This window comes from Leptospira stimsonii, from assembly GCF_003545885.1.
GTDB lineage: Bacteria > Spirochaetota > Leptospiria > Leptospirales > Leptospiraceae > Leptospira > Leptospira stimsonii.
In genome coordinates this window covers 79,609-101,480 of record NZ_QHCT01000008.1, presented here as the reverse complement: position 1 = coordinate 101,480, position 21,872 = coordinate 79,609, and the positions used below count along the sequence as shown (strand labels likewise).

The following is a 21,872-nucleotide window of genomic DNA, read 5'->3' as shown; positions in this document are numbered from 1 at the left end:
CCCCGAATGATACGTTCGCTTTGTCTCCTGATAAAAAACATTTTCTCAGGAAAGGCATTGCGGCAACGGAAATAGGGAACGTTCGCCTGCGTTTTAGATCGTATAATCTTCTACGTAAACCTTGATCTTTCTAAAACGAATATGAACCGTTTCTCCCGGAAGTAAGTTAAGATTTTGAAACTCGGTCGAGTTGAGCTGAGATTCCAGGATTGCACCCGTATCCAAACGTTTGAGATCGACTTTTACGATTCTTCCCGTCGAATGAATGTATTGAATCTCGGCCGGAATCGTTTGTGCCGGAATCGGCTCTCTTAAAATTTCTACGTCATACGGACGCACATAACCGACGGCGTTCGCGTTTTCCACTTCCGCGTGTTCGGGAGCGTCTACTTTGATCTCGCCTAATTGTGTTTGCCCGCCTTGGACTCTTCCATGGAAAAGATTCACGTCTCCCAGGAAGTGAAATACGAAGGAGTTTTTCGGATGATTGTAGACTTCGTCCGGAGTTCCCACTTGTTCGATCTTTCCGGAACGTAAAATGACGACCTTATCCGAAACTTCAAGCGCCTCTTCCTGATCGTGAGTTACAAACACACTCGTGATGTGGATCTCATCATGAAGACGTCTGAGCCAACTTCTGAGTTCCTTTCTTACTTTTGCGTCCAGCGCACCGAACGGTTCGTCTAACAGCAAAAAACGAGGCTCGATCGCGAGAGCTCTTGCGAGTGCAATCCTTTGCCTTTGTCCTCCGGACAATTCGGCCGGATAACGGTTGTGAAAATTCTCCAATTGAACGAGTTTCAAAAGGCTCATCACCTTTTCTCTGATCGTTTCTTTGCTCGGTCTTTCCGATCGTTTTCTGACCTCGAGACCAAAAGCGATATTTTCAAAAATCGTCATATGGCGAAAGAGGGCATAGTGTTGAAAAACGAAACCGACTCCTCTGTCCTTCGCGTTCTTTTTCCCGACTTCCTTTCCTTCGAAGATTACTTCTCCCGAATCGGCGTCTTCCAATCCCGCGATGATTCTTAAAAGAGTTGTTTTACCGGAACCGGAAGGTCCTAAAAGTGCGACCAATTCTCCGGAAGGAACATCCAAGGATAAATTGTCTATGGCGGTAAAATTTCCGAATCGTTTAACGATATTCTTAACTTCGATTCCCATCATTATGCCTCCTCTTGGAGCAGTGCTTCTTTTTTTGTGACCTTGATTTTTCTTTCCAAGATTTGTTTTGCTACGAGCGTAATTAAGGATAAAAACACAAGTAAGGACGCGGCGGAAAAGGCGGCGACCGAGTTATATTCGTTGTAAAGAACTTCGATCTGCAAGGGTAAGGTGTTCGTTTGTCCTCTGATATGACCGGAAAGAACGGAGACGGCTCCGAATTCTCCCATTGCTCTCGCGTTACAAAGGATGATTCCGTATAACAACCCGTATTTGATTCCAGGAACTACGATTTTAAAAAAGACCTTGAGAGTGGAAGCGCCGAGTAAGAGTCCCGCTTCTTCCTCTTCTACTCCTTGTGACTCAAGGATCGGGATCAGTTCCCTTGTCACGAAAGGAAGTGTGATGAATACCGTCGCCAGTACGAGCCCGGGAGTATTGAAAACGATCTTGAGATCCATTTTTTCAAGCCAAGGTCCGAACCATCCTTGTCTTCCAAAAAGAAGAATAAAAATCAGACCGGAGATAACCGGTGAAACGGAAAACGGCGAGTCGATGATCGTCAATAACCAACTCTTCCCAGGAAAATCGAATCTCGTCACCGCGAAAGAGGAAACGATTCCGAAGACCGTATTCAAAGGAACCGCGATCGCGACTACGAGTAGTGTGAGTTTAAAAGCGGAGATCGTATCGGGTTCTTGGATTCCTTCCAAATACGCGGCGAGTCCCTTTGAAAATGCTTCGTGAAACACTGTGTAAATAGGAAGTAAAAGAATCAAACCGGTGAATATAAAAACCAAGCCGATCAGAATGCTACGAGCCAATAAGGATTCCTGTCTCATCCCTTTCTCCTTGCGGATATCGTCTGAAGAATATTAATACCTAATAATATACTAAAAGAGATCACCAGCATAATGAATGCGATTCCCGTCGCTTCCTCGTATTCGTATTGTTCGAGTTTGGTGACGATCAATAAAGGAAGAATCTCCGTTTTACCGGGAAGATTTCCGGAAATAAAAACGACGGACCCGTATTCTCCGATTCCTCTTGCAAACGCCATCGCGGCGCCGGTCACCAAAGGAGGAATGAGTTCCGGAAAGATGATTCTTCTAAAAATTTGCCAGCGATTTGCACCGAGGCAATAAGCGGATTCTTCCAATTCCTTTGGAAATTCTTCCAAGACCGGTTGAACCGTTCTTACCACAAAGGGGAAGCCGATAAATATGAGCGCGATCACGATTCCAATCGGAGTATATGCAATTTTGATTCCGTATGGATCCAGGAGTTTTCCTATGATTCCATTCTTCGTGTAAATGGTGGTTAACGCGATTCCCGCTACCGCAGTCGGCAAAGTAAAAGGAAGGTCGACTAATGAATCCAAAAGCGACTTTCCGGGAAACTCGTATCGAACTAAAACCCAAGCAAATAGAAATCCGAGGAATAAATTTACGAAGGCCGCGATCGCTCCCGCGCCAAAACTCAAGTAAAGTGCGGATAAAATTCTTTCGTTTGTAAGAAGTTTCCAAAAACCGCTCCAACCGATTCCCGTACTTTTTAGAAAGAGGGCGCCTAACGGAATAATGACTAACAAACTCAAGTAGGTTACGGTAAGTCCTAGGCTGATTCCAAAGGCGGACTTTCCATAGGGTTTGGTTCTAACGTTCAGGATGGACACTTTTTCGTTTTCTCTTTTGCGACTTTTGTTTGAATTTATTTCGAGTAAACCTGATCGAAAATTCCGCCTTCTGCGAAATGTTTTTCTTGGGCTTTTTTCCAAGAGCCTTCGACGTCTCTGATCGTAAACAGTTTCAAATTTTTGAATATGTTTTTATACTTCGTCAAAATCTTCGAGTCCGTAGGGCGATAGTAGTTTTTTGCGATGATCTCTTGTCCTTCGGGAGTGTATAAGAATTTTAGATAACTCTCGGATACTTTGAGGGTTCCGTGTTTTTCGGCGTTCTTCGTGACGACGGCTACGGACGGTTCGGCGAGAATGCTCACCGAGGGAAAGACGATTTCCACTTGAGAGTTCGGTTGGTTTGCCGTTTCTTTGAGTGCGAGATGCGCTTCGTTTTCCCAGGAGATCAAAACGTCTCCGATTCCTCTTTGAACAAATGTGGTCAGAGAACCTCTCGCTCCCGAATCCAATACAAGAACATTCTTATAGAGATTTTTAACGAATTCCTTTGCCTTTTCTTCCGAGCCGTATTTTCCCTTGGCAAAACCCCAAGCCGCAAGGTAGTTCCATCTCGCGCCGCCTCCGGTTTTCGGATTTGGAGTCACGACTCCGATTCCCGGTTTTATCAAATCGTCCCAATCTTTGATTCCTTTCGGATTTCCTTTTCTTACGAGGAGAACGATTGCGGAAGTGTAAGGAGAACTTTGGTGGGGGAGAAGATTCTCCCATTCAGTGGAAAGAAGTTTTGATTTTTCCGCGATCGCTTCGATATCCTGGGCGAGTGCGAGAGTGACAACGTCGGCTTCGAGTCCGTCGATCACGGCTCTGGCTTGTTTTCCGCTTCCCCCGTGCGATTGATTGATGATCAATTCTTCTCCGGTTTGTTTTTTCCAATGAGCGATAAAGAGTTTATTGATTTGAGCATAAAGTTCGCGAGTCGGATCGTAGGAAACATTCAAAAGTTTTGTCTGGGAAAAGAGGGGAAAAGAACCCGTAAACAGAAGAATTAGGATTAAGGTGAGTTTGGCGAATATTGAGTTCATTCCGATCGTTCCTGGACTATTTTCTACAACAAAGTGAACAAATATCTAATAAATTAGATATTTGGATCCAATAAATATAAAGCTCGCTTGGAAGTAAAGAATTTTGTATTCTCTTTGGACTTTTTGCCGCTCGAGCTTTTTCCGGATTGCTTCCTTTCAAAATACGAAAGAGCGATTCGAACCAAAGAAGATGAACTCAATTTATAAACTGAGTTCATCTTAAGAATGGCGCGATTATTTTACGTAGAGCTGATCGAAGGAGGCTCCATCGGCAAAATGATCTTTTTGAGCTTTATGCCATCCGCCGAAATGTCCTTCCACCGTGATCAAATCCAATTTTGGAAATTTGGATTCGTATTTTTTTAATACGGCAGGGCTTCTCGGGCGATATCCGTGTTTTGCAATGATTTCTTGAGCGGCTTCGGAGTAGAGAGATTTCAAATACGCTTTTGCCGTTTCCAAGGTTCCGTGTTTCTCCGCGTTCTTTTCTACGATCGCAACGGGAGGTTCCGCGAGAATGCTTAAGGAGGGAAACACTACTTCGTATTTATCCTTTCCAAATTCTTCCAAGATCAAAAAGGATTCGTTTTCCCATGCGATCAACACGTCGCCGATTCCGTTTTGTGCGAAGGTATTACTTGAGCCACGGGCGCCTGAATCCAATACCGGAACATTCTTAAATAACGTTTTTATAAAGTCCTGAACCTTAGCATTGTCGTTGTTGAATTTTTTCTGAGCGAAAGCCCAAGCCGCAAGATAATTCCATCTCGCACCACCGCTCGTTTTCGGATTCGGAGTGATCACTCCGACCTTCGGTTTAACGAGATCATCCCAATCTTTGATATTCTTCGGATTTCCTTTTCGGACCACGAAGACGATCGTGGAAGTATAAGGTGTGCTATTATTGGGAAGGCTCTTCAGCCAGTCTCTCGCGATCAGACCTTTGGAAGCAATGATATCGATATCATACGCGAGTGCCAGGGTCACGATATCCGCTTCGAGTCCGTCGATTACGGATCTTGCTTGTTTTCCGCTTCCGCCGTGTGATTGATTGATACGAACGTCGTCTCCGGTTTTCGATTTCCAGTAATTGGCGAACAGTTTGTTATACTCAGCGTATAACTCCCTGGTCGGATCGTACGAAACGTTGAGTAGAGTTACGTCTTTTGCCGAGAGATTCATGTTCCCGATGGTCCAGAAGAATGTGACCGCCGCGATTTTAAAAATTTTTGTTTTCATCGTTTTATTCCTAACATCTAATTTTGAATTACATTGCGAATTGGACAAAGAGAAAGAAGCTGTATGACTTTCCGTCCAGAGTGTATCGATCGTTTACGTTCGCCGCCCATGGGTTCACTCTTGCGTTTCGAACCGAATCACCCGCAAGCAGATAAGAACCTCCTGTCCAGATCGAGACGTAATCTTTGAGATAGTATTGATAGATAACGTCGAACTCGTAGAAAAGGCGTTTGCCTCCTCTTTCTCCCAGTTTATAACCGCCGAACGCCGAACCCGTAGCGTTTTCAGTCGTAAGCCCCGTGTTAGGCGATCCACCGGAAGAATACCACGCGTCGTTTTCGGAGGCTTTTTGAACGTCGTAGGCGACGAAGATAAATCTTCCGTAGTTCGCGGAGTTATACATCAAGTGAATCGATTTGGTTCGGGTGTTCGACCAGAAGGTCGCGTTTACGATCCCGTTTCCGGAATCGAAGTAGGGAAAACCGCCGGATCTTGTCGCAAAGGATGCATCATAGGTCGCAACCTTATTGTCCGTTCTGTTCGGATCTCCGGAGGCGATCGAATATTGAATCCCGACTCGGAAACGATCAAAAAAAGTATAACCGGTCTGAGCGATAAAATACTTTGCGTCGTATTGGACGTTCTCGGTATAAATTCTCGCAGAATTCGTTTTACCGTCGACGGTTTGTTTGAGTGGATCCCAACCTGCATTCACTCTTTGTCCGTTGAAGCCGTATTGCCACGAACCTTCCAAGGTCCAATCCCAAGATTTTGTTTTCGGTAATCGGTTGCTATCGGTTCTGTTTGTTAAACGAAATCCGACAGTATTCAGATCGTCTCTTTGTCTGGTTCTATCCAAACTGGAAGTGGGAGTGGCACCTTGTTCCCATTTTTTATCGATATTGAAGTAGTAGAAATCCACGAGAAAGTCTTCAAACTTTAGTGTGTTGTATAAACCGGAAAGATACGTATCATTGACGGTTCCTCTTTTGACGCCGTTCGCAGTATTGTTACCGCTTCCCGCGTTCGAGTCTTCCGCGATGATGGAAGTAAATGCTTCCGAGTTGAAATATTTGGAATTGTATTTTACCCTCGCGCCGTCGAAGGAGTTACCCGTTTGACCGTCGTTTCTTCCTCCGATATATCTGTTGTCACCGAAGCCGAAGATCTGTCTTCCGATGTAAACTTCGAATCCTTCCGCGAAGTTTTTCAGTTGAATGAATCCTTCTCTGAGGTCCGTGTTATTTTTAACGCTTACGGAGTTGGTTGCAGTGGGAGCGGAGCTCAATTCCACTCCGGCCGAGTTCGAAAGACCGAGATAACCTAACTGCCCGTCTTTACGCGATTGTTCTCCCCCGAAAACGCGAACGTCCTGAATCGTCACCTTTGCCGCGACGTAAGGGCTCGGATCGATGATAAACGAAACCTGAGAATTCTGCGTCGCAAAATTACGATCGTCCTGAGTTCGCTTATCAAAATCCGCGTTGTGGCTGTAATCAAAACGAGGACGAACCTGAAAGCCTACACGAAAGATATCACCGAACCAGAGGCGATCGACCTTTCGAACCGCGTCCTGGTGTTCCGGAGAAAGGAGCATCGATTTCATAAATTCTCCGGGTAGTTTACCCTTATAAGGGCTCTTGTACGGTTCTTCTTTTGCGAGCTCTTGTTGGATTTCAGGAATTCCTTTCCCGTCGTTCGGTTGTTCTTCGTATTTCACGTCCGACGGAGGATCCAAATTTAGAATTGGAGCGGATTCTGAAGGTTTAGTTTTTTTTGTATCTTGAGAGAATAGGCCAAATGTAAGAGTACAAATGAAAAAAACTCCCGTAATTATTTTAGTCATCGTATGTTTCACTCAAATCCCTCCTTGAGAAATTTTTAACCAGGGAAGGCCGGTCCCCTGCTATAGTCAACAAGTAATTCGTTATATTGGATATATTGATTCAAAAAAATCAAAAATGTTTGTTTTATGAGTGAAAATTCTGGGAAAAAGGATGATTTCTGGATAAAACGGATGCAAGTGGAATACGAAAGTTCTTTGTGGGAACTCTCACTTTTTGTTCCAAGAAGAGCATCGTTTCGAAATAAGAAATTTATAAGATGAGAATCTGTTTCTCAAATCGGAACGATCGAGCGAAAGAAGAAGATTTTTGGACAACATATCATTTCTTAAAACCTAGATAAAAAGAATTTGAACAGTTTGCAAATCTTGGAAAGATATTTCCTCAATGCTCGATAAGAATGCGCACTCTGGAATTCCTATTCTTCCGATTTGGGCGCTCCGTTTCTGGAAATACTCTCGTATCCTCCTTTGTTTTTGGATTCTTCTGATTCTTAGCTCCTCTTGTTCGCGTCCGGAAATACCGCAGGGTAAGTCGGGAATTTTAGACGCTTCCTCATGGGACTTTCAAAAAGAAGGAAGTTTAACTCTTCGCGGGGAGTGGATGTTTTATTGGGGCGGATGGAAATATCTTCCTCATGAAATGATGGAAACGAAGCCTTTACCATCCGGAGAGATTGTTTACGTTCCGTCGACATGGAACGGTGGTTCTCGGACGGGAAAGGGATTCGGCACCTATGTTCTTGAAGTTCGGCTCCCGTCTCGAAATCAAAAACTCGGTTTGATTCTTCCCGACCAGAGTTCTTCCTATGAACTTTTTTTAAACGGAAAACCCGTTCTAACTTCGGGAAAGATTATCCGGAAGGAAGACCAAAGCCCAAAGGAAGTGGAAGAGGGAATCCGACCTTTGTTTTTTGAGTTCGAATCTTCCGGGGAAAAACTGGAAATCGCATTACAAATCGCGAATGAAGATTTGCGTCTCGGAGGTTTTTGGTCCCCGATCATCTTAGGAGAATCGGATTCTCTACGCGGAGAATGGAATCGAACTCTCCGATTGGATTCCTTTTTGGTGGGAGGATTGTTTATCATGACCTTCCTTCACCTTTCGTTTTTTATCGTGCGAAAAAAAGAAACTCCGTCGCTCTACTTCGGTCTTTTTTGTCTGTTGATGGGTTTTCGGAGCTTATTTCCGGGAAGTAGATTGATTCTTGAATATACAAATATTCTAAATTATGAAAACGTAACTAGAGTAGAATATTTGACTTTCTATTTTTCGGTTCCGGTTTTTTTAAATTATATTCTTTCTCTTTATCCAAGGGATTTAAAAAGAATTTTTGTCGATCTTCTTTGGTGGATTTCCGTCGTAGCGTCGGCGATCGTTTTGTTTTTCCCGATGAAAGTGTTTACATACACGATTCCGATTTATTATCTTAACGCATTTTTTGCTGGAAGTCTCGGCCTTTTTACACTGATTCGAGCCGTTAGGAGAAAGAGGGAAGGCGCGATCATACTTTTGACCGGATTCTTATTTATCTACCTCGCGATGATCAACGATTTGTTGTATGTAAGTTATTTTTTGGAAACCGGATATTATAGTTCGATCGGAACCTTCGTATTTTTGGCCGCGCAATCGGTTTCTCTTTCCGTGCGAAATTCTAAAAACATGCAGAGGCTTTTTGATCTTTCGAGAAACCTTGAGAAAAAAGTAGAGGAAAGAACGTATCGACTGAAATTAGCGCTTCGTTCGATTCAAGAAGATTTGAATATGGCCGCGAAGATTCAAACGGACTTTTTAGAAATTCCGGAGAAATCTTTTTTAGAAGAAGAAGGGATTCGTTTGAAGACATTCTATCAACCGATCTCGATCGTCGGAGGTGATTTTTATAATATTCGAAAGATCGGAGAACGTAAGATTCGAATCTTCCTTGCGGATGCGATCGGACACGGGATCCAAGCATCCCTGATCACGATGGTGATTCAAAGCGAATACGGCTCGCTTTCCGATATGAATCTTTCTCCAGGAGAAATGCTTACTAAACTTTCTAAAAAATTCGCATCCAGAATCGGAGACGTGAGTCCGTTTTTCTCCGCTCTGATTTTAGATTTAGATCTGAATTCAAATCGGATTCATTTTGCAAGTTCTGGAAATCCGGCTTGTATTTTGACCGGAGAAGGAAAGTCGAAGTCACTGCAACTCGTGGGTCCGTATGCGGGAATGGTACCGGAACACAATTATACCGAGTTATCTTTTGACCTACCGAGAGATTTTCGTTTGATTCTTTTTACGGATGGATTACCGGATCGTTTTTTGTTTTCCGGAGACGAACACGAATTCTTTTCAATCGAAGATTGGATTCGAAAAAGATCGGATCGAACCTTGGAAAGAGTTTGCGAAGAATTATTGAGCCTAGCGAATTCATTACCTTTACCCGACTATAAGAAAGACGATATCACTTTGATCGGAATCGAAAGATCGAATTTGGAATCGATGCGGTTTTTCGATTTATAGAAAAGGGTTCTCGAAAAAAATGGCAATACGCGGATTCGATTGGAATCGTACCAAGATTTTAGAATCCCAAGGAGTCTGATATGGCTTACAAACTCGACGGGGCGAAGTTCCCAACCTTAGAAGAATTGATTGCGGCCCTCTATCCTCTCTACGCCGATAAAATGTCCGAGGCGGATTTTAGAAAATACGTTCAAGAAAACGCAAAGCAGGAATAATTTCCGAGACTTCTTCCCGTTCTAAGGGAGGAAAGGCGCTCGTTCGTATCCGTTTTGCTTGTCAGGAAATCGGGTTTCGTAAGAATCATCCCATGCAAATCATCCCGGGGAAATGGAAAATTCCTCACGCGGCGAGAAAGCCGCTCGTATTTTTCCTAGTTCTACTCTTTCTTTCCATTCAGTTTCGATTTTTATTTTCTGATTCCGTTCCGGATTCCGTGTCCTTGCAGAATCAATATCTGATCGCACAGGACTACCAGATTCTTTTTAAGAATTTTTTATCCTCCGGTTACGATCGTTCTCTTCACGGAGGAAGTCCCACATTCTACTTTCAATCTCCGTTTTTCTTTTTTCTCGTTTCCTTTTTGCACACGTTTTTTCTTTTCTTTCTTCCGTTTAGCGTGGCTTTCAATCTCGGAATTCTTCTTACTCTCTTTTTGTTTTCGTATGCTTTTTTAAAACTCGGATTTCTTTTCCTCACCGAAACAAACCTCAGCCCTGGGAACGCGCTCCTCGCGATGACCGGTCTGATGTTTTATTTTTTATATCCGGGTGATCGAGTGGTCGGGGCCGGAGTTGTGGGAGTTTTTCAAAATTCCATCTCATCGGTGTTAGGTCTAGGTTTTGCAATTCTTGCGATCTACTATTTGGAAAAGTTTCGTTATACGGGGAAGGTTTCTTCTTTTGCAAAGAATCTGATCACCGGTTCGCTTGTGTTTTACACGCACTACGAGATGTCTCTTTTTTATGTGGTGTCTCTTGGAATCTATTTTCTTTTCTACAAAGACGAGTTTGAATTTTTAGAAATTCTTTTTATTTTTCTTTTGCCGGTCCTCTTCGCTTTGCCGGTTCTATGGAATTACTTCGCATACGTTCCTTTTCAGCAAAATCCGCCGGTTTCCTTTCCGATCAACGGACTTCTTTCGCTTTTGGGCGAGGAATTTTCGAGTTCGGTTGCAAGGCCGGAGAAGTTTTTGAACGTGTTTCGGCAGATCCTGATCGATCAATATTGGATCCATCTTTTGTTTCCGATCTTATTTGTTATCGGAATTCGTTTATTATTTATTCGAAAGTTACTTCCTCCGATTTCCAGATTTCTCATCTTCGGAACCTTGCTCTTTTATTGGATGGCAACGGATTCTTCGTTGTCTATGATTCTTCCTTGGTTGCACGTTAAGTGGTATACCGCTCTCAACGTTTCTCTCGTTTTTCTTACGTTTGCCGCACTCGTTACCGCAAGATTCTTTTTGAAAAATCTTCCGCCTGGAAGATGGAAACTCTGGACCGGTCTCATTCTTTTTTTCTTGGGAATGTATCGTTTTATCATTACGATCCCGGGTCCTTCCACCGGAATTGAAAGTCTTTCGAAAAGTCCTTCCTCCATCTGGAGTCAGAAAGAAGAATGGGGTCGAATTCTAAAAGATACCCCGTATTCTTCCCTTATCGCTTCCGAGGAAATTGCGGGAGGAAGTAACGCTACGGATTCCAGATGGGCTTCCGTTCTGATCAGACAATCCGTTAGACGAAACATCGTTTTGCAGAATCGTTTCGAAAATTCCATTCCTTCTTCTCCTGAAGAGATCATTCAACTTTTCCCGTCTCAAGGACCGAAGAATTCTTTAGTCACTTACGGAAAACGTTCCAATCTTCGTCCCGTTCCGGAACGGGAAAAACTTTCCGACTTGTTTCTGGGTCTTTTACGAGAAAGAGGTGTGACCCACTTGTTTTTGAAATCGGAGGCGCTCAATCAACTCGCTTCGAGTCATCCGGATTCTTTTACGGAGATCGCGAAGAAGGGAGAATGGATCCTTTGGAAATTGACCGTCGCCAAACCGGCGTTAGAACTTTTGTCCGCAAAACCCTGGGCGTTGTTGACCGACGAAGATGCGGGGCAGGACAAGAGAACTTCGATTCGTTCGGAAGATCTTTCGGAATTCGCTTTGCATTCTCTCTTTGCGTTTTCCATCACCTTGGTTCCGATCACTACCGAAGAATACAAAACGAATGAGAATTCTTTTTCCGTTGTTATTCCTTTGTCCCGTTTCAAAGAGGAACTTCAAAAACTCACCTCCTTAAAGGAAGAATCGGATTCGAAAAAAACGCCGAAAGGAAAGAAAGATAATGTGGATGAAAATTCTTCCGGAACGGAGATCCATCCTCTTTCTTGGGACGATTCTCAGATCGTTTGGGATCTTCCCGCGATCCAAGATAAAAATGGATGTTCTCCTGTATTGATTCGTTCCGGCTATTTTCCTCTTTGGAAATCGGAAAACGGAGAGAACGTTTTCAGAACTCTGGAAGGACAATTTTATGTTTGTTCAAAAGAGAAAAGGAATCGATTCGAATTTTATGATATTCGATCCTATTTGATCTCGCTCATTCAATTCCTTTTACCACTTTTGTTTTTTGGTGCGACCTTTTTGAATCGTAGGAAACTATCCAATTGATTTTTTCTTCCCCACGAACCGTTAATACGCCTTTTCGCAAAAGACAGATTTTTTCCAACTCGCTTCTGATCGCATTTTCGACCGCGATCCTTGGGATTCTTTTTTTCGGAAACCCGGAAACGCCCGTTTCGAAGATCGTCTTATCGGCGTTAGAGGGAGGTTTGATCGGAGGATTATGCGACTGGTTCGCGGTATGGAAAACCTATAAAGCAATCGAAGAGGATAGTTTTACCCTTGCCGGAGAGATCGGAAACTGGGTTGCGGGCGATCTTCTTCACCATGAAGTGATTCGTTCTCGAATTCGTATGGTTTTGGAAGACCCTACGACGAGGGACGACGTTCACGAAGTTCTTCTGGAGACGTTCGGAAACGAAACAAAGACAAAAGAAGTACTAAATCAACTCTTTGAAAGAGTGGAAGAGGACATCGTCGAATACATCGTACATTACCAATTTTCCGGAACCGATGTCGCTTTATTGAAAGAGTTAAACCGACAAAAAGAGATTATGGATACGATCAAACTTTTGATCGGAGAATCAATGATCCGAGTCGCGGATACGGACGAGTTCAGATCGTTACTCCAGGAAATATTAGGAAAAATGAATTTGGTGGCGCAGGTCGTTCTGAGCCTAGTGGTGGACTTCCCGAAAAAATTAAAAGAATATGGAAATCACGTAAAACAGGGTCTTGTCATCGAATCCAAAGACGAAAAGACGATCGAAAAACTCGTCAATTTGATGGCGGCTTCCACCGAAACCTATATTTCGTCTTGGAACGAACTACCGCTGGAACAAAGAGAGAAAGCGGTGCGTTCGTTGATGGGTTTTTTGAAAGATCAGGCGAGTCGTCTTTTGGGGACGTTAATCCAGACGCATCTTAAGGAGATCGGCGAAATCAGAACTCTACAGGAATATGCGCCGCTTCGTTCCGTTTTGGAATTTGTCGAAAAACGAATCGACGAAGGAGTTTCCGGTTATATCGGAAAACAAATCACGACTAGACTGCAAAGTCTGGATCCGAAGGATCTTCGAAAAAATTTAGAATGGAAGACGAGGAACGTTTTAGAGACGATTCGAATCAACGGAAGTATTTTAGGATTCTTCTTGGGCTGTGCGACGGGCTTGATTCGATTTTTCTTTTGAGGACGTTTTTTCTTTTCGAAGTCGATTGATCGCTTCGGTAAAATTCGAATTCTAATTCTTTCTTTATGTTCGGATTCCATAAAGAACGAAAGAAAGAAAAAGGAACCATTGATTTCAAAAACGGGTATGTCAACGCACCGAAGATATCTTTCGGAGTCTAATTCTTAGGAGATATATGGAAGCAGTATACCACGCGCAGGAAACAAGAGGAAAGGCAGATTTTGGTTGGCTGAAGAGCAGACATACTTTTAGCTTTAGTTCTTACTATGAGCCCAATCGAATTCAATTCGGTAAACTGAGGGTTCTGAATGACGACATCGTGATTGGAGGGAAGGGATTTCCTCCACATCCTCATGAAAATATGGAAATCGTTTCCATTCCTCTTTCCGGTAGCCTCGAACACCAAGACAGCGAAGGAAATCGTTCCGTTATACAAGCCGGGGAAGTTCAGATTATGTCTGCGGGAACCGGGATCGTTCATTCCGAATACAATGCGTCTCCTACGGAAGCTGTGAATTTTTTGCAGATATGGATTCTTCCTGACAAGACGGGAATTGCCCCGCGTTATGAGCAAAAGAAGTTTAACGTGGAAGATCGTCTGGGAAAATTTCAGACCGTGGTCTCTCCCGAAAAGGAAAGCGGGGGAGTTTGGATCAATCAGAATGTCATATTCTCGCTCGCAAACGGCAAAAGAGAATCAGAAATCGATTATATTCCAAAAAATGAATCTGGAGGAGTGTATTTTTTCTTAATTTCCGGCTCCGTTGAGATCGAAGGCAAAAAATTATCTGCGAGGGATGGTTTGGGACTTCCTCATTCTTCCAAATTTGAGGTTCATTTTTTGGAAGATTCCGAACTTCTTGCGATCGATACTCCTTCGTCCTAAGAATGGAAATGGGAGTTCCCACACGACCCCATGATTTTTTTTTGTGATTCGGACTGAGTGTGGGAACTCCAATTAAATAGAAGAACGTCCGGATTCTGGATGGAAAGAATTTGGAACTTTAGAAAATGAGAATGTATTTGTGAGAGTTCCCACAATTTCGGGAAACGGTCTCTCGAGATTTAAAAAAACGGTTGAACTGGGAAAACGTGGGAACTCCTGCTTTCTCTTTCGCAAGTAGCGGCCCTGATTTTTTCCGAGCCTTTTGTTTAAGAAAACGTGGGAACTCCTGCTTTGTCTGTCGCAAGTAGCGGCCCTGATTTTCTCATCGCCTTTTGTTCAGGAAAAACGTGGGAACTCCCGCTTTCTCTTTTGCAAGTAGCGGCCCTGATTTTTTCTGTGCCTTTTGTTCAGGAAAATGTGGGAACTCCCTCGCGATTTCAAAAGAAGGGCCCCAACAAGCACCAGAAGGATGCAGGTTGAGCTTCCGGAACCTGTCCTGTCCAAAAGAAATGTCAGAGCTCCTACAAAAAACTGTTTCGAAAGATCCTTGCTTTTGCAAAGACGATTCTCCCGTTAGATTTCGCCGCTCCGGATCGAAAAAGTTCTCAAAGAACCTTCTCTCAAAACACGGATCGGAAGCTCCTTTTGAATCGTGGATTCGTCGAGGGTTCTGTGCATATCGTCTATGGAGCGGATGACCTGCTCGTTTAGAGAAAGAATCATATCACCTTTTCGTAATAGACTCGATGCCGCGGGAGAAGAATTCTCCACTTCGATCACGAGAACTCCCGAAGTTTGTTCGAGTTTGTTGAAAATTTTCAAGCGATTCGGAATGCTCTGATTTTGTCCCGCGATTCCCAAATAACCTCTTTTAACAAAACCGTTTTTCATCAGACGAGTGATGACGTATTCCGCGGTCCCGGAACCTACCGCAAAACAAATTCCCTGTGCAGAAGGAATGATCGCCGTATTGATTCCGATCAATTCACCTCTTGAGTTCACAAGGGGCCCTCCCGAATTTCCCGGATTGAGAGCCGCGTCCGTTTGAATCACGTCTTCGATCAATCTTCCCGATCGGGAACGAAGGCTTCTTCCCAGAGCGCTTACCACCCCGGCGGTAACCGTCGATTCGTATCCAAGCGGGTTTCCGATCGCAATCGCGAGTTGTCCAACTTTCACGGAATTGGGTTTTGAAAAATGAAGATAAGGAAACGGATCACTCGTGACTTTTAAAACTGCGATGTCCGTCATCGGATCTTCACCGATCTTCATCGCTTTGAGACTTCTTCCGTCCGGAAATTCTGCGTTGATCTCCGAAGCATTTTCGACAACGTGTTGGTTGGTTACGATAAAACCGTCGGGTGAAATTAAGAATCCGGAACCGGCTCCACCTCCTCGGTTTCCGTTCACTTTGAGATGAACCACAGCCGGACTTACGGTTTCGACTGCGTTCGTCACCGCTCTGGAATATGCATCCATCAGATCTTCTTCCCGTTCCGAAGAAGAAGCGTTGGAAACGTTGCGAAAGGAATTTTCGGAATCGGATTGAATCCACTGAATCATAAGAAAGCCTCCGGCTTTCCTTTAGACCCAAATACTATAATTCGTATCCAAAAAAGTTACAAAATAAAAAGGGGAGGAGATTTTTTTTCGAGCGAGGCGGGAATTGCTTGTGAGCCGTTTTTTTAGGTTTTCGTTGTAGTTCCTACATCAAAACTCTTTCGAAAAAATCTTGCATTGGATCTCGAGAAGCCCCGAGTTTCGCATTCGGAAGATTCTACTCGAATTTTTTTGAAAGCCGCACTTCGTTTATCAAAATGAAATCACTTCTTAGAAAAGGTAAGAATTTCTTTTGTAATCGAATCCAAATTGGTGGAACCCAATTCGTCTTCCAGAACTCGTTCCGCCTTTTCATAGACCTTGGTCAAAATCGGCTGAATGGAATGACCACAAATACATTTCTTATTCGGCGTTTTCGAGTGCATCTGAAAGATTTTTTCATCGATCGCTTCGTAGATTTCCTTGAGGCTAATTTCGGAAGAAGGTTTTGCGAGAATATAACCTCCGTTCGGACCCATCTGGTTTCGAACGATTCCCTGACTTTTGAGAAGGGAAAGGATCTTTCGGATCACGACCGGATTTGTGTTTACGCTTTCGGCGAGTTCCTCGGACGTTCTTGTCCTTCCTTCGCTTAACGAAAGTAGAGAAAGAATGTGAATCGCGACTGTGAACCGGCTAGTCATATCTGTAAAGCGTCTGGTTACAGAATATAAAGAATCAAAATCCCTGTCAAGTCCAAAGCTCGGTAAGAAAAGGTCTTGCACGTGATTCTTTTCAAAGCAAAGATACGACGATGTTTCAAAGTTATATTCTTCGATTCTTGGATCCGAATTTAGAAAAAGAATTTCGATTCTTTCTTCGGGATCATATCGCGTCCTTTGTTCGAATCGGAGCAGTTTCAGCCGTTATGGGATACGGCGCGATCTTCGTCCTCTTTTACGATGTTCTTTTGATTCGAGACAAAAAAGTTCTTTGGATATTGATGGGGAGTTGTCTTTTCGGAGCGGTTTTGATTCTTTCCACGTTTCGAAAATTTCGAAAGACGATGGTTCCCGTTTCCATGTTGGGAAATAGTCTGGGAGGGTTTACCGCGGTTTACGTCGGATACGCCTTTGTAAGAGACCAGCACGCGATTCTTCTTTCGATTTTGATCATCATCGCTTACTACGCTTTTTTGGTTTTGAGAATTCGAACGCTACCGGCGTTTCTCGTAACGTCTTCCTATTTGGCCGTTTATCAATTCACGCTCTTGACGGACTCGAACCTCCCGAATCAGGAGAAAACGGTTTACAGTTTCTTAATATGGTTTTCGGAATTTTTCGCCGTCATAGCCGGTTATACTCTGGAATTGACGACTCGGAAATTGTTTCTTCAGGCAAGAACGATCGAAACCCAGACCAGAGAATTGGAGAATGAAAAGGAAAAATCAGATCTTCTTCTTCGAAACATTCTTCCGGACGCGATCGCAAACCGCTTGAAAAACGAAAGTTCCCAGATCTCGGAATACTTTTCCGAGTGTTCGATTCTTTTTGCGGACATCGTAGGTTTTACACTTTTGGCCGCACGCAAAACTCCCGATGAACTCGCTGGACTTCTCGATCGATTCTTCTCGAGGCTCGACGAACTCGCCGAAAATAGAGGAGTCGAAAAAATCAAAACGATAGGGGACGCTTATATGGCCGCGGCGGGAATTCCGATCGCCTGCGAGGATCATATCGAAAGAATCGGAAACCTCGCCTTGGATATATTAAAAGAAGTGAATACGAATGAGGAACTCATTCGAGAAAATCTAAACATAAGAATCGGGATTCATTCCGGTCCGGTCGTAGCCGGTGTGATCGGGAGAAAAAAGTTTATCTATGATCTCTGGGGCGATTCCGTAAATCTCGCGTCGAGGATGGAATCACACGGACTTCCGGGAAAGATTCATGTCACGGAAGAATACTTTTTAGCGGCTTCCTCCATCTTTCAATTGGAGAAAAGAGGTGAGATCGATATCAAAGGAAAAGGAATGGTTTCGACTTACTTTCTTGCGGGATGAACGTTTGTTAACCGGGAAGATTGATATGAACCGGAAGATATTGAATCGAAGTGCTTCCTTGACTTAACCACTCCGGAACGGCTCTTCTCCAGGAAATGAACTGAGGAGTTTCGAGATGCGCTTTTCTCGCCGCTTCACTCTTATAAACTTCCATAAATAAGAATTTGCCCGGGTCTCCGTCCGCTTGTAAAACATCGAGTCTCAAAACTCCGTCTTCGGTTTCGAGAGATTCTTTCGCCATCTCTTGGCTGACTTTTTTAAATTCTTCAATTCTTTCTTCGAAAATTTTATAAGAGGACGCTATCACAATCATACGATCAGAATTTAGGAACCGTTTCATTTTGGGAAGAAAAATCCTCCTTGCTTTAAACAACTGTTATCTAAAGAATCCTCAAAATGAAATTGAATACTCGAATTACGGAACTGCTCGGAATCGAATTGCCGATTATCGGAGCTCCTATGTTTTTAGTCTCCTATCCGGATCTGGTCGTTGCGGTTTCGGAAGCCGGTGGAATCGGATGTTTTCCTTCTCTCAATTATCGTTCTCCGGAACAACTCAAGGACGCGCTTCAAGAGATTCGTTCCAAGACAAAAAAACCGATCGGTGTGAATTTGATTCTTCACAAATCGCATAATCCGAATTGGTCCAAGCAGTTGGAAGTCGTTCTCGACGCGAAAGTCGAGTTATTGATCACAAGTTTGGGAAGTCCTCGGACCGTTGTCAGCGAAGCGAAAAGCGTCGGCTCCAAAGTGTTTTGTGACGTGACGACCTTGAAGCACGCGAATATTGTCGCAAAAGCAGGTGCAGACGCTCTGATCGCGGTCGCGCAAGGTGCCGGGGGGCACGCCGGGAACATTTCACCGTTCAGTCTTTTTCCGTATCTCAAGAAAGAAACGGGACTTCCGATCGTTGCGGCCGGTGCGATTTCCGGCGGAGCACAAATGGTCGCGTCACTCGCATTGGGAGCGGACGCGGTTTACGTTGGAACCAGATTGATCGCAACCCCGGAAGCGATGGCGTCCGAAGGTTACAAACAGATGTTGATCGAATCGGGTCCGGAAGAGATCGTCTACACGGAAAAGATTTCCGGAATCCCGGCGAACTGGCTTAAAAAATCCGTCGAGAAGGCGGGGGATCTTTCGCATAGCGGAGAATCCCAGAATCTAGATCAGGAATACAAACGTTGGCGGGATATTTGGTCTGCGGGACACGGAGTGGCACAAATCGAAGGATTGATCCCGGCAAAAGAAGTGGTGTTGGGGATGGCAAAAGAATATCTTGATATTCTAAATCGTTTGCCTCGTTAGAATGAGAGAATCCCGTCCTGATCTTTTTACCGATAAGAGTGTTTGAATTTATTTTCAGGACGGGCAATTACCGATGGATTTGAAAAAAAAGATTTCGACTTTCATAATCAAAAATCGTTTCTTTTTTCCGATTCTTTCCGGCCTTACTACAATTTTCATTTTTAAGATCGTTTTAGCCTTTTATCCCGAGGCGTTGTATGTCAATCGGGACGACGGGATCATAACCTTGAGTCACGCAAAGAACTGGATCGACTACGGATTTATCGGAGTTAATCCCAGCGGAGAATTGATCGAAGGATATTCTTCCCCTTTGGAATTTCTGATTTTCGCTTTTGTCTACAAGATCGTTCCCATTCATTATTCAACTTTTTTTATTCTTCAATGGTGGTTGACCACGTTCCTATTCGGCGTCGTTCTTTATCGACTCTTCGAAGAAGTTCGGGAAACTTCCGGCTGGGAGAATTTCGGTTCCGTCGTTGGGACCGTCTTATTACTTTCGGTGTCCTTTACATTCCTCGCTTGGCATGCCTCCGGAATGGAAAATCCTTGGATGCACCTTCTCTACGTTGTGTATCTATTCATTCTTTTTCGAATCGCGAAGGGAGAGGACGTGTCGATGTTCGCGGCATCTTTGCTCCTTTTTGCGGGAACCCTGGTGCGAATCGAAAGCGTCTTTCATCTCTTTTTTATCAGCGTAGCGTTTCTTTTTCTCTCCTTTCGAAATCGGCTTCCTTGGAAAAAAACACTTCCGGTTTGGATCGCGGGCGGACTCTGGATCGTATTTTTTGGAACTCGATTTTTCTATTTTGGAAAGATATTTCCGAACACTTCCACGGCTCAGGAACTTTCTCTCAGTGAAAATTTTCTCAATCTGATTCGTATGAGTCCGGCGCTTTCGAAAAATTGGGAGATTTTCAAATTCGGTTTTAAACAGAACTTAGTCTTGCTCGTGCCGATTTCCTTACTTCTTCTCTTTTTGAAAAGAATAAACGTTCGAGAAAAGTTGTTCGTGATTCTCGCAGTCGCGCTCGCGCTCCCCGGTTTTTTACATCCGTTTATTTTTGGAAATTTTAGGCTCGATCCTGCGAGACCCATGACTTGGCTTGCGGTCGTCGGGGCGATCCTGTTCGTGATCAGAGCGAGCGCACTCACGGAAAAAAAGAAATTATGGATCGTGCCTTTGATTTTCTTAGCCGGTTTTCTTTCCTATAAGAATTACAAATTCAAGAATTATGATCTTTGCTGTAGTTCTCAGATTTTCGAGGAAAGGAGAACGGAAATTTCGAAACTTGCAAAGAAAGAAGAAATCATTAGGCCTCTTGTCGCCATCGCGGATTTGGGAGCCTTGAGCTTCTATAAGGAATTCAATATATTCGATTTGGGTTATCTGGGAAATCGTTATCTCGCGGCAAACAAAAAGAATCCGGATCGTGTCGTTTCGTATATCGAAATCAATCAACCGGATATTTTAGAAGTTCATTTTCCGTGGAGTTGCGAATATTCCAAATTCTTAAACCGTCCTGAGTTTTCAAAGGAATATCGTTTGATCGTTGCGAACGCGGAAAAAGTTCCAATTTCCGTTTGTCCGGACGGTGGAAAAATCGTTTCGGGAATTTATTTGAACCACAGAATGGAGAAGAATTCGGATTCGATCGATCGAGAAATACATTCCGTTTTTTTAAAGGATTCTTCTTTAGAACGTTTGAAGTCCGAGGTTCTCCTTTGCAATTCCAAAAAAGAACGTTGTCTTCCTTTGGTTCGAAATCTATATCGTTTCTTGAACGAGTGGAAAGGGAAGCTGAAAGAATCGGAATGGGAAGAAATCGCCAAAGGGATCGAATATCCGGAGATACGGAACTACATGCAGGTCATTTGGAATCGAAATTCTCCCAGTGAGGCGATGGTCGACGCCCTGATCTTGTTTTCGAAATAAGTTTTTTTACATTTTGGAAAATGAAGATTCTGAAAATCGAATCTGACGGATAGAGAAGAGGGGAGTTCCAATCGATGCCCAATCTCTCTGCGTGAACCTTCAAACAAGAAAGTTTATGGTCGATTCGGCAAACCCTGACTCAAAGAACGAGCGAATTCTTCTTTGAACTTGTAAAAAACCGATACGCGCTTTCATGCAATGAATGTCTGCATGCGCGGAGAGTTTTGTGGATTTTCTATATTAGAAAAACTGCATTGATGGAACGGGGCTCGAAATGTGGGCTTTCCCTTAGGATCTCGTAGAGATTGGGTCGTGTCGATCTATTTCGAAGTTGCGGTTTTGGTTCTTTTCAATCTAAAGTGAAATCCCACGTCCCGATTTTTTATCACGATACCTCGTGTTTGCATGCGATTCTTCTACCTTCCAAAATGGAGACGGACGATCAAGTAAAAGAGTCGATTCAGGAATGATTCTATATTTGTGATTCGGAAAAAAGGAGTTTCCTTTTGCAATTCCTCTCCTCAAAAAAGGAGAGAAAAAATTGCATCGAAAGAAGTGGGTCCTTAGGCTTGTTTGTTTCGGAGAGGCATCATGTGAAAGACGCCGAAAACCAGGATCTGCAGTGCGTCCGCCACAGGATTGGACGACTTGTGTTTGAACGTGAACCAGAAATACGCGATCTCTAACAGGTGTACGACGAAGGTTCCGATTCCCACCGCGCGAATGAGAAAGTCCAAAGGATCACCGAAAAGAAGCGCACCGGATAGACTGGCTCCCACCAAGATCCAAAAAAATACGGTTCCTATCTTCAGTGCTTGAAATAATGGATTCATATATCCTCCAGAAAATTTCCGTTATTGGAAC

17 protein-coding genes and 1 pseudogene are annotated in these 21,872 nt (G+C 43.6%); 8 read left to right on the top strand and 10 right to left on the bottom strand.

Translation table 11 applies throughout. The annotated features are described in order from the left end of the window. Positions 1–93: 93 nt before the first annotated feature. The 6 genes from DLM75_RS20770 to DLM75_RS20745 form a co-directional block, all read right to left on the bottom strand. Positions 94–1,164 carry a sulfate/molybdate ABC transporter ATP-binding protein gene (locus DLM75_RS20770; RefSeq protein WP_118970415.1) on the bottom strand — a complete coding sequence of 357 codons (1,071 nt, stop codon included), beginning with the start codon at positions 1,162–1,164 and terminating at the stop codon, positions 94–96. Between the two features lie 2 nt (positions 1,165–1,166). Further along, the gene (gene cysW / locus DLM75_RS20765; RefSeq protein ID WP_118970414.1) at positions 1,167–2,006 is read right to left on the bottom strand and encodes a sulfate ABC transporter permease subunit CysW; all 840 of its coding nucleotides are present in this window, start codon (positions 2,004–2,006) and stop codon (positions 1,167–1,169) included. Then, complete coding sequence (cysT, locus tag DLM75_RS20760) at positions 2,003–2,839, bottom strand: sulfate ABC transporter permease subunit CysT (protein WP_167731796.1); 837 nt, start codon at positions 2,837–2,839, stop codon at positions 2,003–2,005. Before cysT ends, cysW begins: the two co-directional genes overlap by 4 nt. A 35-nt stretch (positions 2,840–2,874) precedes the next feature. Further along, on the bottom strand, positions 2,875–3,885 hold the full coding sequence (locus DLM75_RS20755; RefSeq protein WP_118970413.1) for a sulfate ABC transporter substrate-binding protein: 1,011 nt from the start codon (positions 3,883–3,885) through the stop codon (positions 2,875–2,877). Between the two features lie 234 nt (positions 3,886–4,119). Continuing rightward, entirely contained in the window at positions 4,120–5,124 is a 1,005-nt protein-coding gene (locus tag DLM75_RS20750) for a sulfate ABC transporter substrate-binding protein (protein WP_118970412.1), read from the bottom strand. A gap of 28 nt (positions 5,125–5,152) precedes the next feature. Beyond that, entirely contained in the window at positions 5,153–6,970 is a 1,818-nt protein-coding gene (locus DLM75_RS20745) for an alginate export family protein (protein WP_118970411.1), read from the bottom strand. 385 nt (positions 6,971–7,355) lie between these two features. Between DLM75_RS20745 and DLM75_RS20740 the strand changes: the two genes are divergently transcribed. From DLM75_RS20740 to DLM75_RS20720, 5 genes are all read left to right on the top strand, one after another. Further along, positions 7,356–9,476 (top strand): PP2C family protein-serine/threonine phosphatase, encoded by a 2,121-nt coding sequence (locus DLM75_RS20740; RefSeq protein ID WP_118970410.1) that lies wholly within the window; start codon positions 7,356–7,358, stop codon positions 9,474–9,476. An 80-nt stretch (positions 9,477–9,556) separates the two neighbouring features. Beyond that, positions 9,557–9,691, top strand: coding sequence for a hypothetical protein (locus DLM75_RS24855; RefSeq protein WP_118970409.1), 135 nt, complete (start codon positions 9,557–9,559; stop codon positions 9,689–9,691). Positions 9,692–9,783: 92 nt separating this feature from the next. Next, positions 9,784–12,138 (top strand): hypothetical protein, encoded by a 2,355-nt coding sequence (locus DLM75_RS20730; protein ID WP_118970408.1) that lies wholly within the window; start codon positions 9,784–9,786, stop codon positions 12,136–12,138. Next, complete coding sequence (locus DLM75_RS20725; protein ID WP_118970476.1) at positions 12,138–13,280, top strand: DUF445 family protein; 1,143 nt, start codon at positions 12,138–12,140, stop codon at positions 13,278–13,280. The genes DLM75_RS20730 and DLM75_RS20725 overlap by 1 nt, the downstream gene beginning before the upstream one ends. A gap of 175 nt (positions 13,281–13,455) precedes the next feature. Next, positions 13,456–14,166 carry a pirin family protein gene (locus DLM75_RS20720; protein ID WP_118970407.1) on the top strand — a complete coding sequence of 237 codons (711 nt, stop codon included), beginning with the start codon at positions 13,456–13,458 and terminating at the stop codon, positions 14,164–14,166. A gap of 573 nt (positions 14,167–14,739) precedes the next feature. On the opposite strand, the gene DLM75_RS20710 is transcribed toward DLM75_RS20720, so the two are convergent. Beyond that, entirely contained in the window at positions 14,740–15,729 is a 990-nt protein-coding gene (locus DLM75_RS20710) for a S1C family serine protease (RefSeq protein ID WP_118970405.1), read from the bottom strand. 260 nt (positions 15,730–15,989) lie between these two features. Next, on the bottom strand, positions 15,990–16,409 hold the full coding sequence (locus DLM75_RS20705; RefSeq protein ID WP_118970475.1) for an Rrf2 family transcriptional regulator: 420 nt from the start codon (positions 16,407–16,409) through the stop codon (positions 15,990–15,992). A 110-nt stretch (positions 16,410–16,519) separates the two neighbouring features. Here DLM75_RS20705 and DLM75_RS20700 point away from each other — a divergent pair. Further along, positions 16,520–17,791, top strand: a pseudogene (locus tag DLM75_RS20700) (adenylate/guanylate cyclase domain-containing protein). Here the strand turns inward: DLM75_RS20700 and DLM75_RS20695 are convergent. Continuing rightward, entirely contained in the window at positions 17,775–18,080 is a 306-nt protein-coding gene (locus tag DLM75_RS20695; RefSeq protein WP_118970474.1) for a putative quinol monooxygenase, read from the bottom strand. The pseudogene DLM75_RS20700 and the gene DLM75_RS20695 sit on opposite strands and share 17 nt — an antisense overlap. Before the next feature lie 83 nt (positions 18,081–18,163). Between DLM75_RS20695 and DLM75_RS20690 the strand changes: the two genes are divergently transcribed. Both DLM75_RS20690 and DLM75_RS20685 read left to right on the top strand, forming a co-directional pair. Beyond that, positions 18,164–19,075, top strand: coding sequence for an NAD(P)H-dependent flavin oxidoreductase (locus DLM75_RS20690; RefSeq protein WP_118970404.1), 912 nt, complete (start codon positions 18,164–18,166; stop codon positions 19,073–19,075). 73 nt (positions 19,076–19,148) lie between these two features. Beyond that, positions 19,149–21,008, top strand: coding sequence for a hypothetical protein (locus DLM75_RS20685; RefSeq protein ID WP_118970403.1), 1,860 nt, complete (start codon positions 19,149–19,151; stop codon positions 21,006–21,008). A 563-nt stretch (positions 21,009–21,571) separates the two neighbouring features. Here the strand turns inward: DLM75_RS20685 and DLM75_RS20680 are convergent. Then, a complete protein-coding gene (locus tag DLM75_RS20680) occupies positions 21,572–21,841 on the bottom strand; it encodes a DUF1145 domain-containing protein (RefSeq protein WP_118970402.1) in 270 nt (89 codons plus the stop codon). Positions 21,842–21,872: the final 31 nt, after the last annotated feature.